We start from the raw sequence: 13,843 nt of genomic DNA on the forward strand, positions 1-13,843 counted from the left end.
GGGGTGGAGATTGTATGGATATGAATCAGTATTTAGAGGTATTTATTGAAGAAAGTAAAGAACATCTTCAAACGTGTAGTGAACAGCTGTTGGTACTTGAGAAGAACCCGGAGGATCTTTCGATAGTCAATGAGATTTTTCGTTCCGCACATACTTTAAAAGGTATGTCGGCTACAATGGGCTATGAGGATTTAGCTAATTTGACCCATAAAATGGAAAATGTTCTAGATGCGATCCGGAACAGCAAAATTATCCTAACTCCTGAACTGTTCGACGTAATATTCTTGGCGGTGGATGACCTAGAAGCAATTGTCATGTCGATTGCTGAAGGCGGAGATGGCAAACGTGATGTGACGAACGTGGTGCAAAAATTGCAACAAATCGAAAAAGGTGAATCACTGGTTATCCCTACATTTAATGAAACGGCAGCTGCATCTCCCGTTCTAGAAACAATGGAACAAGCACCGATGGGCGAATATGACGAATTTGAAATGACTGTTTTGCAGCAATCCAAGGACCAAGGATTTAAAAGCTATGAAATTTCAATCAGCTTACGTGACGACTGCCTTTTAAAAGCTGCAAGAGTGTTTATGGTGTTTGAAGTTCTTGAAAAGTCAGGTGAGGTGATAAAATCGAATCCACCCGCTGAACTTTTGGAGGAAGAACAATTTGATCAGAAATTCACGGTTACATTGGTGACCAATGAATCGATGGAAGAGACCAAGAAAAAAATCATGAAGGTTTCAGAAGTGGATGTCGTCGAAATAACAGCCCTAAATCTGGAAGAACTACGTCATGCTGCAAATATTAAAGAGGAAAAAAAAGCGGCCGATAAAAAGCCTCAGGAAGGTACGGACCAGTCACCTTCAATCAATGAGGCTAAAGAAACAAAAAAAGCGGTCAAGCATGCTCCAAGCAAGACCATTCGGGTAAATATCGAGCGGCTAGATATATTAATGAACTTATTTGAAGAACTAGTTATCGATAGAGGAAGGTTAGATCAAATTTCAAGCGATTTGGATAACCAGGAACTGCACGAAACTGTGGAAAGAATGTCTCGCGTAACAAGCGATTTGCAAACGATTGTGTTGAACATGCGCATGGTTCCTGTCGAAACGGTATTCAACCGTTTTCCGAAAATGGTACGCCAATTAGCGAGGGATTTAAATAAAAAGGTAGATTTAGAGATTATCGGCGCTGAAACTGAATTGGACCGAACGGTCATTGATGAAATTGGCGACCCACTCGTTCATTTATTAAGAAACGCGATGGATCATGGAGTGGAGACACCTGAAAAGCGTCTTTCTATGGGGAAAAATGAAGTAGGGAAGATTCTATTAAAGGCCTATCATAGCGGTAACCATGTGTTCATTGAAATTGAAGATGATGGAGCTGGTATTAATAAAGAACGGGTTTTAAGTAAAGCCCTTTCCAATGGAATACTAACGAAGGAAACCGCCGCAACACTATCGGATAAGCAAATTTATGAATTGATTTTCGCTTCAGGTTTCTCCACAGCCGATACCATTTCGGATGTATCTGGCCGTGGCGTAGGTTTGGATGTCGTGAAGAACACAATAGAATCACTGGGCGGATCGGTAACAATCGACTCTAAGGAGAATGAAGGGTCCATTTTTCTCATACAACTTCCTTTGACGTTATCTATCATTTCCGTCATGTTAGTTGAAATTCAACAGGAGAAATATGCAATCCCTCTTTCTTCTATTATAGAGACAGCCATTATAAGAAAAGAAGATATTATGAATGCCCATAATCAACAAGTGATCGACTTTAGAGGAAAAGTGCTGCCACTCCTGTTCCTAAAGGACATTTTTGAAGTGCCCGTACAAAACGAAGAAGAAGAGTTTCTTTCAATCGTTATAGTCAGGAAAGGCGAAAAAATGGCGGGACTTGTAGTGGATTCCTTTATAGGGCAACTTGAAATCGTCTTGAAGTCATTAGGTAATTATTTATCGACTGCATTTGCTATATCTGGAGCTACTATTTTAGGCGATGGCCAAGTAGCCTTGATTGTCGATTGCAATGCATTGATTCACTGACCATTTTAATATATAGATTCGCTACAATCCTTCCTACCATTTGATTACTGGAGACCCTTTGGAAACAAGGGTCAATGGATGAACAGTAGATATGGTTGAGGGGTAAAAAGAGGAGGATAATTGAATGTCGACCACAAGTCCTGTTCAAGATATAAAAGTAATCGTGTTTCAAATCAAAGACAAAGAATATGCGATTCCGGTGGATAAAGTAAGTGGAATAGAAAAACTTTTGCATATAACAAGGGTGCCCAAAGCCGTTCCATTTGTTAAAGGTGTGATTAATTTAAGGGGTGTGATTACCCCCATTATTGATTTAAGAGTCCGTTTCGGTTTTGAAGAGGTTGAATATAACGATTCAACGAGGATCATCATCGTTGTCCTTGATGACATCGAAGTAGGGTTGATTGTCGATTCAGCCAATGATGTGCTTGACATTCCTGTCGAGAGCATTGAGCCTCAGCCGGAAGTTGTCGGTCATTTAGCTTCGGAATATATCAGCGGTGTCGCAAAAATTGAAAAACGTTTGCTTGTATTGGTGAATTTGGAGAAGGCCTTAAGTCTCGAAGCAAATGAAATCGTGAGAAAAGAAGGATAAAGGGATGTCATTTATTGATAAAATCAACCCCATCCACCTTGATATCCTCAAAGAAATTGGGAATATTGGTGCGGGACATGCTGCTACTGCACTCTCTGCCATTCTTAATAAAAAAATAGATATGAATGTTCCTAATGTCCGGGTAGTTTCCTTTGATGAAATGATGGAATTGGCAGGGGGAGCAGAACATGTTGTGGCTAGTGTCTTTTTGCGAATTGAAGGAGATGCCACTGGAAGCATGATTTTTATCCTTTCATTACCTGTAGCTGAATATTTCATTCAACAGATGATAGGGGATGAAACCTTCTCCATTGATAAACCACAGCATTCTGAATTAGCTCTTTCTTGTCTACAGGAATTAGGGAATATCTTGTCGGGATCCTATCTTTCTTCTTTATCGGATTTTACTAAGTTGAATATATATCCATCGGTTCCTTCCTTGAATATCGATATGGTGGGAGCAACTATCAGTTATGGATTACTGGAATTATCACAAGTAAGTGATTCTGCTATTGTGATAGATACCGTCCTAGCGCAGAATGAGAGGTTTGCTGAATCTATCAATGGCCATTTCTTTTTACTGCCCGATCCTGATTCCTTTGATACTATTTTTGCTGCCCTGGGAGTGACAATAAATGGTTGAATTATTGCAATTCCAAGTTGTTAAAGTGGGGATAGCGGATATGAATACTGTAAAACCTCCTTATTCGATTCGCACTTCAGGGCTTGGTTCATGCGTAGGGGTCGTCATTTATGATGAGAAAAGAGAGATTGCCGGTTTGGCGCATGTCATGTTGCCGGATTCTTCACTTGCTAAGTCTGGTCAGATTAATCGGGCCAAGTTTGCCGATACAGCCGTAAAGGAATTGGTGAATCGTCTGGTGAAGGAAGGAGCAAGGCCTGCTTTTTTAAAAGCAAAGCTGGCTGGAGGTGCACAAATGTTTCAATTTGCCTCTGGGGGGGATTTAATGAGAATAGGACCCCGAAATGTTGAAGCTGTCCGGAAAGAATTGGCTGATTTACGAATACAGGTCGTTTCGGAGGACGTCGGCGGGAACAGTGGTAGGACGATAGAATTCAATGTGACAAAGTGCATGCTTAATATCCGGACAGTAAATAAAGGGACTAGAAATATTTAATTGGGAAGATGAAATTTGCGCAGCCGGAAAGTGACGGGAACACTGCAATCAAAATATTGTTGCACCTAGAGCCTTCGAGGACCGTTTTGATTACAAAACGTAAACAATGTTAGGAGGAAATCCCATGTCTCAACTGACTATCGAAGAAGAACAGTTATGCTGGAAAAATTGGGTCGACTGCAGGGACCCGCAAGCAGGGGACGTTTTGGTGAAGAAATATGTTCCACTTGTATCTTACCATGTCCAACGTATTTCAGTCAGCCTTCCTAGGAATGTCAGTCGTGATGACATTAGGAGTTTAGGGATGATGGGCTTATTTGATGCCTTGGAGCGCTTTGATCCAAAGCGTGATCTGAAATTTGACACATATGCTTCATTCCGGATCCGTGGGGCCATATTGGATGGTTTAAGGAAAGAGGATTGGCTACCGCGGAGTGCGAGGGATAAAGCGAAAAAAATCGATTCAGCTATTGAAAAATTGGAACAAAAATATATGCGGAACCTTACACCAAAGGAAATTGCATTTGAATTAAATATTCCGGAAGATGAAGTATATGCTGCACTTAACGAGCATTTCTTTGCCAATGTTTTATCCATGGATGAAAATCCTCAAGAACAGGATGACAAAGAAAAAACGAATTTCCATATTAAAGATGATAAAGCAGACCTGCCTGAAGAGAATGTTCTAAGACAAGAATTGTATGCAGAGCTAGCAAAGGTCATAGAAACACTAAATGAGAAAGAACAGTTGGTATTGCAACTTTTTTATAAAGAAGAACTTACGCTGACGGAAATTGGACAAGTGATGAGTCTTTCCACATCAAGGATATCGCAAATTCACTCAAGGGCGATATTTAAACTTAGACATGCTATGCAGGATAAAAAAAGTTAACCCATATTTTTATTTAGTGTCATGCTTCGAGGCATGCTCTATGAGGAATGCATGGATTTATCAGTTTGGACAGACCATTCCGAACATTTTGAATCCATGGGAAGAACATGTGTACACAGGCAGTTATACAGAAGAATCACTATAGAAATATAGGGGTGGATGGCTGTGAGTTTAAAAGCAATCGAGATGCAAATTGCCCTTCCAAGAACCCAAGATGCCGGAAAGATCCAAGAACAAGAACAACTTTTACAAAAAAATCTAATCCAACAGGATCATGCCACCCATCAAGGAAGAAAAGAAGAGGAACGAAAACAAACGACTGTAATGGGCGAGGAACAAAAGCTCCCAGCTCATTTTTATGAAAAGGAAGGTAGCGCAGATAAGGGTCCGTTTTTTAAACAGCGTAGGAAGAAAGACAATACGAGACAAACAACAGAGAATATAGATCCCCATCCCTATAAAGGAAAGAGTATCGACTATTCCGGTTAAGAGGAGGCACCATGTCAGTATTTTTTATGTTACTCCTTTTTAGTCTAAATATTTTCACGATTTTCGCCGTTATTCTTTTGTATCTTAGACAAAATCGATTAAGTAAGCTAGAAAAGGAACAAAAAGCCACCATAATTGAAATGGAAGAACTACTAACAGGTTATCTAATGGAAATGAAGGAAGATAACGAAGCCTTGATAAAAGCTTTTACACAAACTGACGTCTTACCTAATGAGAAAAAGATAGAAGAGTCAGTAATAGTAAAAACAAGGCCACCTATAGAAAAGGAAGCAGAACTAGAAAAGGAATCATTCCCTGACTATAAAGAACCAAGTTTTAACGGGAAGAAATTGCAGGCTGCTAATGCTTATATGAACCAGACTGGAATAGAAGAAGAATTCAAGCCAGCCAATGAAGTGAAGGACAAGCTCGAACTTTCGGCGGAGGCCTCCATTTTAACCAAACAAGAGGCACGCGTGGAAAAAGATTTTTCAGCCATGCTACAGGATTCTTTAGAAGAATTATCATTAAATGAACAGGTAGACTATTTAGTGGAGCAAGGTCTTTCAATTGAAGATATCGCCAAAAAATTAAATAGGGGTCAAACGGAAATTGAGCTTTTATTAAAGTTCCGTATGGATAGATAAATATTGCTTGATTGTATCACCTGAGTATGATATATTATGAAATGGTGTTAATACACACGCCCGTGATTCTAGCAGATGGTGCTGTTTATACAGTTTCTGTATGAAAATGATCGGAGCGGAGGAAAAACAAAACCATTTAGGAGGAACTAAAATGTCAGTCATTTCTATGAAACAATTGCTTGAAGCTGGTGTGCATTTCGGACACCAAACACGTCGCTGGAACCCTAAGATGAAGAAATATATCTTCACTGAGCGTAACGGCATCTACATCATCGACCTTCAAAAAACAGTTAAAAAGGTTGAAGAAGCTTATAACTTCGTTAAAGAACTAGCTGCTAACGGTGGAACTGTTCTTTTCGTTGGTACTAAAAAACAAGCTCAAGAATCAGTTAAAGAAGAAGCTATCCGCTCTGGTATGTACTATGTAAACCAACGTTGGTTAGGTGGAACTTTAACAAACTTTGAAACAATCCAAAAACGTATTAATCGTCTTAAAGATATCGAAAAAATGGACGCTAACGGAACTTTCGAAGTGCTTCCTAAAAAAGAAGTAATCCAACTTAAAAAAGAATGGGATCGCTTAGAAAAATTCTTAGGCGGTATTAAAGATATGAAGACTCTTCCAGATGCGATCTTCGTTATCGACCCTCGCAAAGAGCGTATTGCTGTTGCGGAAGCACACAAATTAAACATTCCACTTGTTGGTATCGTTGATACAAACTGTGATCCGGACGAAATCGACGTAGTTATTCCTGCGAATGACGATGCAATCCGTGCTGTTAAATTATTAACAGGTAAAATGGCAGATGCTATCTTAGAAGCTAAACAAGGCGAAGAAACAGCAACTGAAACAACTACTGCTTAATAGTTGACAGAACTGCTTAACTAGTGAGAAAAAAAGGTGATAAGAGGATAATGCCTTTTATCCCTTTTTTTTGCACTAAATAAGCATACATAAATCCCGTGCCTTATCACGGCTGATTTTTGAAACTGGAGAGAACCGAGCTTATTTGTCTTAACGTTGACCAATAAATATTTTTTGTAAAAATTTGCTGCGATTTGTTGTATTTGTTGTTGAAAACAAGTATTATCTAGCAAAATGGGTAAAGACTGAATAAACCGCACTTAATTTGAGGAGGATTTATATTATGGCAATCACTGCACAATTAGTTAAAGAATTGCGTGAAAAAACTGGCGCTGGCATGATGGACTGCAAAAAAGCACTTGTACAAACTGAAGGAAATATGGATAAAGCGATTGACTTCCTTCGCGAAAAAGGAATTGCAAAAGCTGCCAATAAAGGCGACCGTATCGCTGCTGAAGGGTTAACTTCTATCGTAGTAGACGGAAACCAAGCAGTAATCCTTGAAGTGAACTCAGAAACTGATTTCGTTGCTAAAAACGAAGGTTTCCAAACTCTTGTTAAAGAATTGGCTTCATTCTTATTGGCTAACAAGCCTGAAACTGTAGAAGCTGCTCTTGAGCAAACAATGGAAAACGGTGTGAAAGTTGCTGATCATATCAATGCAGCAGTAGCTAAAATTGGTGAAAAATTAACTCTTCGCCGTTTCCAAGTCGTTACAAAAACAGACAGCGATGCTTTCGGCGCTTACCTACACATGGGTGGACGTATCAGCGTACTTACAGTTCTTGAAGGTACAACTGATGCTGAAGCAGCTAAAGGTGTTTCTATGCACATCGCAGCTCTTAACCCAAAATATGTTTCTCGTGACCAAGTAGACGCTACTGAGCTAGAGCACGAACGTGAAGTTCTTACTCAACAAGCCCTAAATGAAGGCAAGCCAGAAAAAATCGTTGCTAAAATGGTTGAAGGACGTATCAACAAATTCTACGAAGAAATCTGTGTAAACGAACAAGCTTTCGTTAAAAACCCAGATCAAAAAGTAGGACAATTCGTTGAAGCACTAGGCGGAAAAATCCTTTCATTCGTACGTTACGAAGTAGGGGAAGGTCTTGAAAAACGTCAAGAAAACTTTGCTGAAGAAGTAATGAACCAAGTTAAAAAGGACTAATTGATTGTAAGAAAATGGTTAAATAGGGAACACTATAGTGTTCCCTATTTTTTAAAATGTCCTGAATTTTTGATTAATGCAAGAATGAACATGATGGACGAACAAAAAGATTACATAGTTGGAGGTTCTCATGGCTAAATATAAACGTGTCGTATTGAAACTCAGTGGTGAAGCATTGGCTGGAGACGAGGGTTTCGGAATTAATCCTGCAGTTATAAAGTCGATTGCAGAACAAGTAAAAGAAGTAGCTGAATTGGATGTAGAAGTAGCTGTGGTTGTCGGTGGCGGAAACATATGGCGCGGGAAAATCGGTAGTGAAATGGGCATGGACCGTGCAAATGCCGATTATATGGGCATGCTCGCTACAGTCATGAATTCATTGGCGTTACAAGATAGCCTCGAGCAGCTTGGGATTGAAACGCGCGTCCAAACGTCCATTGAGATGAGACAAGTGGCAGAACCATATATTAGACGACGTGCAATTAGACACCTGGAGAAAAAGAGAGTAGTCATTTTTGCAGCAGGAACAGGAAACCCATATTTCTCAACGGATACGACTGCCGCATTACGTGCAGCTGAAATTGAAGCGGATGTCATCTTGATGGCGAAGAACAATGTGGATGGCGTATACAATGCTGATCCTGTTAAAGACAAAAATGCAGTGAAGTATGATGAGCTTTCATATCTTGATGTGATAAAAGACGGATTACAAGTCATGGATTCTACTGCGTCCTCGCTATGTATGGACAATGATATTCCATTGATTGTCTTCTCTATTATGGAAAAAGGTAATATTAAGCGCGCTGTATTAGGCGAAACGCTTGGAACTATTGTAAGGGGGAAATAAAAGATGCCGAAACAAGTTATTTCGAATGCGAAAACGAAAATGGAAAAAGCCATTAGCGCTTACACACGTGAATTAGCCAGCATCCGTGCCGGAAGAGCAAATGCCTCATTGCTTGATAGAATCTCAATTGATTATTACGGATCCCAAACACCTATCAATCAAATGGCGGGCATTTCTGTACCAGAAGCAAGACTTTTAGTCATCCAGCCTTATGACAAAACGATTTTGGGCGAGATTGAAAAAGCAATTTTGAAATCGGATTTAGGATTAAATCCTTCTAATGATGGTTCTATAATCAGGATTGCCATTCCTGCGTTAACAGAAGAACGTAGGAAAGAACTTGTCAAGGTCGTTAAGAAAGAAGCCGAAGAAGCAAAAATCGCGGTTCGTAACGTTCGCCGTGATGCTAACGATGAGTTGAAAAAGCTTGAGAAAAATGGCGATATCACAGAAGATGATTTGCGCGGTTATGCAGATGACATTCAAAAGATGACGGATGGCAACATCTCAAAAATCGATGATATTACAAAAGATAAAGAAAAAGAAATTCTAGAAGTATAATCCCTTCTAAAAGCATTGAATAAAAGGGCCGAATCCATTGTGGTCATGTCTTTGATCTAACATATAGGTGTGTTAAAAAGAGAAAACTGTTATAATAAGGTTTCTCCGATTATGATTACGCCTGAGTTAGTAAGAGCTTGAAAATGATGGAGGAGGTCCTTTTTGCCTTTTCTTCTTGAAAGGATATGCATTATTTATTTCTTGCCAACTTCTAATGAAGATAATATTTTCATAATAATAATATGAGAACAAGTTTTTTTTTGATATTATAATATAGATTCTGTTCTTATTTAGAATCCAAAAAATATACATAGTGCACGTAAATATTGCCTTTGTAGAGATAAGTACAACCTAATGGGGGACTAACATATGTATTCACTATGGAAGCGTTTCGTTAAAAAAGATGCTTCTTCCGATGTAGCAAGTAGGATCCAGCATATTAAGGAGTCTAATGTTCCTCAACATATTGCCATTATTATGGATGGAAACGGCCGATGGGCTAAAAAACGTGCGCTGCCACGTGTGGCAGGCCACCATGAAGGAATGAAAACCGTTCGAAAAATAACAAAGATTTCTAATGAGTTGGGAATAAAAACGTTGACCGTTTATGCGTTCTCCACAGAAAATTGGAAACGTCCGAAAAGTGAAGTCGATTTTTTGATGAAACTTCCACAGGAATTCCTAGGCACCTTTTTGCCAGAGCTTATAGCTGAAAATGTAAGGGTGGAGATGATGGGAGACTTATCGTTAATCCCGTCACATACTCAGAAAGCAGTTAAACAAGCGATGGAGGATACGAAAAATAATAACGGGATGATTTTGAACTTTGCCCTTAATTATGGAAGCCGTGGAGAAATAGTTGCGGCGGTCAACAGCATCATACATGATGTGAAAAATGGTATAATAAAGGAAAATGTTTCTGAGGAAATAGTATCAAGCTACTTAATGACACAACATTTGCTGGATCCGGATTTGTTGATCCGTACAAGCGGCGAAAAAAGGTTAAGCAACTTCATGCTTTGGCAGTCAGCGTATACCGAGCTATGGTTTACGGATGTGTTATGGCCGGACTTTAGTGAAGGTCATTTACTACAGGCTGTCGAGGAGTATCAAAAACGTTCACGCAGGTTCGGTGGCGTTTAATGTAGAAGGCGAGGAAATAGGAATAATGAAACAGAGAATTATTACGGCAGTCATCGCTGCCGCCATCTTCATTCCAATCGTGATGATAGGGAAGCTTCCCTTTTTATTGGTAATCTACCTTCTAGCATCTATCGGTTTGTATGAATTGATGAAAATGAAAAAGATGCGTGTATTCTCCTTTGAGGCGATTCTTTCACATGTTTTACTTTGGATATTATTACTGCCGAATGAATATAGCACGTTTTTAACTGAAAATAATTATGACAAAGTACAGATTTTCTTAATCGGCGTTTTAGTGCTATTGCTTTATACGGTCCTTTCGAAAAATATGTTCACTTTCGATGATGCAGGATTTTTGGTCATTGCGATTCTTTACTTAGGCATCGGCTTTTACTATTTCTTTGAAACACGTGACAATGAATCTCTAGGTCTAGTCTATATCCTTCTTACTTTATTTACGATATGGGCAACCGATTCAGGAGCATACTTCATTGGAAAAGCAATCGGTAAGAGGAAGTTATGGCCTGAAATCAGTCCTAATAAAACAGTCGAGGGATTTTTTGGAGGCGTAGTTTCCGCGTTAGTCGTAGGTGTGCTTTTTTACGTATTTTCATCCCTTGACTATTCGATATGGCAATTGTTGTTGATATCATTAATCATAGCAATCTTCGGCCAACTGGGAGACCTTGTTCAATCGGCTTATAAACGTCATTATGGCGTAAAGGATTCAGGAAAGATCCTACCTGGTCATGGCGGGATTTTAGACAGGCTGGATAGTTTAATATTTATTTTACCAATCTTACATTTATTGCATGTATTATAATTAAAAAGGTAAGGTTATATGAATTAGGAGATGAACGGATTTGAAGTATATCAGCCTTCTGGGTGCAACAGGTTCGATAGGCAAGCAAACGGCGGATGTGGTCAGGGCCCATCCCAATCAATTTAAGATAGTGGCACTTTCGGCCGGAAAGAATATTGCTTTGGTCAGAACCTATATAAAAGAGTTTGAACCAGAACTAGTTTCCGTACAGACAAAAGAAGATTATGAGGTTTTGAAAAGCGAGTTCTCTAACCGGAAAGATATTGAGTTCATGTATGGCGATGAGGGAATAACGGCAGTGGCTGTGTATAATCAAGCAACAGTCTTAGTGAATGCGGTCATCGGCAGCGTAGGACTTTATCCGACTTTGCAAGCGATTAAAGCCGGTAAGGATATTGCGATTGCCAATAAGGAGACTTTGGTAACAGCGGGCCATTTGGTCATTGATGAAGCGAAAAAAGCCGGGGTAAGGCTGCTTCCGGTCGATAGTGAGCATTCAGCAATTTTTCAAGCACTTCAGGGTGAACAAGAAAAAAATATCGAGCGCTTAGTCATTACTGCCTCTGGTGGAAGTTTCCGTGATCGCACCCGTGAAGAGCTAAAAGGCGTCACGGTAGAAGAGGCTTTAAACCATCCAAACTGGTCTATGGGGGCTAAAATCACCATCGATTCAGCATCCATGATGAACAAGGGATTGGAAGTAATCGAGGCACACTGGTTGTTTGATCTTCCATACGAAAAGATTGACGTGCTTCTCCATAGGGAGAGCATTATCCACTCAATGGTGGAATTTCATGATTCCAGTGTGATGGCACAGTTAGGTACACCTGATATGCGTGTACCCATCCAATTTGCCCTTACATATCCAGATCGACTGCCTCTTGTAGGACGGAAGCGTTTGAATTTGGCTGAAGCGGGAAAACTCCACTTTAGTGAAATGGACTTCACTCGATATCCTTGTTTGCAATTCGCTTACAAAGCAGGTAAAATGGGCGGCACGATGACAACGGTGTTGAATGCTGCAAATGAAGCTGCAGTAGCTGCATTTTTATCTGGAAAAGTTTCTTTCCTAGAAATTGAAACCCTGATAGAAAGAGCGCTTAACAAACATTCTGTCATAGCGAGTCCTGACTTAGAAACGATCCAGGAAGTCGATAAAATGACAAGGAAGTTTATAGAATCCTTAGTGAAAGATAGGTGACCAGAACATGCAGACTCTAGAAACGCTTATAGCGTTCATTATCATTTTTGGCGCTCTTGTTTTTTTCCATGAGCTTGGACACTTAGTATTTGCGAAGCGTGCTGGAATTCTATGCCGCGAATTTGCAATCGGATTTGGACCAAAAGTATTTACATATAAAAAGAAGGAAACGGTCTATACGATACGTCTTCTTCCTCTAGGTGGATACGTTCGAATGGCCGGAGAAGATGCGGAAAATATTGAATTGAAACCTGGTTACCGTGTGGGATTGATGTTTGATGAAGAAGAAACCGTCACGAAAATCATCTTGAACAACAAAGACAAATACCCGGATATTCGGCTTGTCGAAGTGGAAGTGATAGATTTAGATCATAAACTGATACTTACGGGATATGAAGAGGGAGAAGAAGACACGTTAAAAACGTTTTCAATCCATAAGGAAGCCGTAATCGTTGAAAATGGGGTCGAGAACCAAATTGCCCCTTATGATCGCCAGTTTGCATCTAAATCTCTTGGACACCGCTTTTTAACAATCTTAGCGGGCCCAGCAATGAACTTTGTTCTAGCTTTTGTTATTTTTACATTGATTGGTTTATTTCAAGGCGTCGTGGTGGACGAAGCCAAACTGGGTGAATTAACTAAGGACGGTGCAGCCGTTACTTCTGGACTTAAATCAGGGGATGCCATTCAATCGATTGAAGGTACGGAAGTCACAACCTGGGAAGATGTACAGGCGAGTATCCAAAAAAGTCCCGGTAAGGAAATCGAATTCGTTGTATATAGGGACGGTAAAACGTTAGAAGTTCCAGTTACTCCTCAGGAAGTCGAGAGGGAAGGTCAGAAAATTGGAATCATCGGGGTATACCCGCCCGTTGAAAAAGCTCCACTAAAAGCCATTCAATATGGTGCGACGGAGACGTATTTTTGGACGAAACAGATTTTCATCATTCTGGGTGACCTAGTAACGGGTGGCTTTACGATTGACAGTCTATCTGGTCCAGTAGGTATATATAAATCGACTGAGGAAGTCGCAAAACAGGGCTTGTTCACGTTGATGAAATGGGCTGGGTTGCTCAGCATAAATTTAGGAATCATGAATCTTTTACCGTTACCTGCTTTGGACGGCGGACGATTATTATTCTTCGTGGTTGAGTTCTTAAGAGGAAAACCAATTGATCGCCAAAAAGAAGGAATGGTGCATTTCATCGGATTTGCTTTGCTGATGTTGTTAATGATCGTCGTGACATGGAATGACATCCAGAGATTCTTCCTATAAGCTGATATGAATGAAACCAAACAAGCCAGCAGAACTATCTGTTGGCTGTTTGAATCTACTTGTAACTTTTTGAAGAGTTTGGGCAAAATAGTTTGTTTTATCGGGAATTCGTAAGTATAATCGAAAAAGAGCGAATG

The 13,843-nt window shown here is 39.8% G+C and carries 15 protein-coding genes; all 15 read left to right on the top strand.

The features are described from left to right. The first annotated feature begins 14 nt into the window (after positions 1 to 14). The 15 genes from AC503W_RS07470 (at position 15) to rseP (ending at position 13,706) form a co-directional block, all read left to right on the top strand. Entirely contained in the window at positions 15 to 2,060 is a 2,046-nt protein-coding gene (locus tag AC503W_RS07470) for a chemotaxis protein CheW (protein WP_494916605.1), read from the top strand. Between the two features lie 124 nt (positions 2,061 to 2,184). Beyond that, the gene (locus AC503W_RS07475) at positions 2,185 to 2,655 is read left to right on the top strand and encodes a chemotaxis protein CheW (RefSeq protein ID WP_402956335.1); all 471 of its coding nucleotides are present in this window, start codon (positions 2,185 to 2,187) and stop codon (positions 2,653 to 2,655) included. Between the two features lie 4 nt (positions 2,656 to 2,659). After that, complete coding sequence (locus tag AC503W_RS07480; RefSeq protein ID WP_402868368.1) at positions 2,660 to 3,298, top strand: chemotaxis protein CheC; 639 nt, start codon at positions 2,660 to 2,662, stop codon at positions 3,296 to 3,298. Continuing rightward, entirely contained in the window at positions 3,291 to 3,794 is a 504-nt protein-coding gene (locus tag AC503W_RS07485) for a chemotaxis protein CheD (RefSeq protein ID WP_494916608.1), read from the top strand. Before AC503W_RS07480 ends, AC503W_RS07485 begins: the two co-directional genes overlap by 8 nt. Positions 3,795 to 3,918: 124 nt before the next feature. Beyond that, entirely contained in the window at positions 3,919 to 4,686 is a 768-nt protein-coding gene (locus AC503W_RS07490; protein WP_402868372.1) for a FliA/WhiG family RNA polymerase sigma factor, read from the top strand. Positions 4,687 to 4,851: 165 nt separating this feature from the next. Further along, a complete protein-coding gene (locus AC503W_RS07495; protein ID WP_494916613.1) occupies positions 4,852 to 5,175 on the top strand; it encodes a hypothetical protein in 324 nt (107 codons plus the stop codon). A gap of 11 nt (positions 5,176 to 5,186) precedes the next feature. Further along, on the top strand, positions 5,187 to 5,822 hold the full coding sequence (locus AC503W_RS07500) for a hypothetical protein (protein ID WP_402956340.1): 636 nt from the start codon (positions 5,187 to 5,189) through the stop codon (positions 5,820 to 5,822). Positions 5,823 to 5,973: 151 nt separating this feature from the next. Then, positions 5,974 to 6,687 carry a 30S ribosomal protein S2 gene (rpsB, locus tag AC503W_RS07505; protein ID WP_402868377.1) on the top strand — a complete coding sequence of 238 codons (714 nt, stop codon included), beginning with the start codon at positions 5,974 to 5,976 and terminating at the stop codon, positions 6,685 to 6,687. Positions 6,688 to 6,970: 283 nt separating this feature from the next. Then, positions 6,971 to 7,855, top strand: coding sequence for a translation elongation factor Ts (gene tsf / locus AC503W_RS07510; protein WP_402868378.1), 885 nt, complete (start codon positions 6,971 to 6,973; stop codon positions 7,853 to 7,855). Between the two features lie 130 nt (positions 7,856 to 7,985). After that, the gene (pyrH, locus tag AC503W_RS07515; RefSeq protein ID WP_402868380.1) at positions 7,986 to 8,702 is read left to right on the top strand and encodes a UMP kinase; all 717 of its coding nucleotides are present in this window, start codon (positions 7,986 to 7,988) and stop codon (positions 8,700 to 8,702) included. A gap of 3 nt (positions 8,703 to 8,705) precedes the next feature. After that, on the top strand, positions 8,706 to 9,263 hold the full coding sequence (gene frr / locus AC503W_RS07520) for a ribosome recycling factor (RefSeq protein WP_402868382.1): 558 nt from the start codon (positions 8,706 to 8,708) through the stop codon (positions 9,261 to 9,263). 369 nt (positions 9,264 to 9,632) lie between these two features. Continuing rightward, a complete protein-coding gene (gene uppS, locus AC503W_RS07525) occupies positions 9,633 to 10,406 on the top strand; it encodes an undecaprenyl pyrophosphate synthase (RefSeq protein WP_402868383.1) in 774 nt (257 codons plus the stop codon). 25 nt (positions 10,407 to 10,431) lie between these two features. Continuing rightward, a complete protein-coding gene (locus tag AC503W_RS07530; protein WP_427686379.1) occupies positions 10,432 to 11,229 on the top strand; it encodes a phosphatidate cytidylyltransferase in 798 nt (265 codons plus the stop codon). Positions 11,230 to 11,269: 40 nt separating this feature from the next. Beyond that, complete coding sequence (dxr, locus tag AC503W_RS07535) at positions 11,270 to 12,430, top strand: 1-deoxy-D-xylulose-5-phosphate reductoisomerase (protein ID WP_494916619.1); 1,161 nt, start codon at positions 11,270 to 11,272, stop codon at positions 12,428 to 12,430. Positions 12,431 to 12,437: 7 nt separating this feature from the next. Next, positions 12,438 to 13,706, top strand: a complete 1,269-nt coding sequence (rseP, locus tag AC503W_RS07540; protein WP_402868389.1) for an RIP metalloprotease RseP — start codon at positions 12,438 to 12,440, stop codon at positions 13,704 to 13,706. Positions 13,707 to 13,843: the final 137 nt, after the last annotated feature.

Source organism: Peribacillus suis (genome assembly GCF_059384845.1).

Excerpts from the sequence above, each read along its gene's own strand:
- AC503W_RS07500 (WP_402956340.1), top strand. The coding sequence starts at position 5,187 with ATGTCAGTATTTTTTATGTTACTCCTTTTTAGTCTAAATATTTTCACG.
- uppS (WP_402868383.1), top strand. The coding sequence starts at position 9,633 with ATGTATTCACTATGGAAGCGTTTCGTTAAAAAAGATGCTTCTTCCGAT.
- AC503W_RS07530 (WP_427686379.1), top strand. The coding sequence starts at position 10,432 with ATGAAACAGAGAATTATTACGGCAGTCATCGCTGCCGCCATCTTCATT.
- AC503W_RS07480 (WP_402868368.1), top strand. The coding sequence starts at position 2,660 with ATGTCATTTATTGATAAAATCAACCCCATCCACCTTGATATCCTCAAA.
- frr (WP_402868382.1), top strand. The coding sequence starts at position 8,706 with ATGCCGAAACAAGTTATTTCGAATGCGAAAACGAAAATGGAAAAAGCC.
- pyrH (WP_402868380.1), top strand. The coding sequence starts at position 7,986 with ATGGCTAAATATAAACGTGTCGTATTGAAACTCAGTGGTGAAGCATTG.
- AC503W_RS07485 (WP_494916608.1), top strand. The coding sequence starts at position 3,291 with ATGGTTGAATTATTGCAATTCCAAGTTGTTAAAGTGGGGATAGCGGAT.
- tsf (WP_402868378.1), top strand. The coding sequence starts at position 6,971 with ATGGCAATCACTGCACAATTAGTTAAAGAATTGCGTGAAAAAACTGGC.
- rseP (WP_402868389.1), top strand. The coding sequence starts at position 12,438 with ATGCAGACTCTAGAAACGCTTATAGCGTTCATTATCATTTTTGGCGCT.
- AC503W_RS07490 (WP_402868372.1), top strand. The coding sequence starts at position 3,919 with ATGTCTCAACTGACTATCGAAGAAGAACAGTTATGCTGGAAAAATTGG.
- rpsB (WP_402868377.1), top strand. The coding sequence starts at position 5,974 with ATGTCAGTCATTTCTATGAAACAATTGCTTGAAGCTGGTGTGCATTTC.
- AC503W_RS07470 (WP_494916605.1), top strand. The coding sequence starts at position 15 with ATGGATATGAATCAGTATTTAGAGGTATTTATTGAAGAAAGTAAAGAA.
- AC503W_RS07475 (WP_402956335.1), top strand. The coding sequence starts at position 2,185 with ATGTCGACCACAAGTCCTGTTCAAGATATAAAAGTAATCGTGTTTCAA.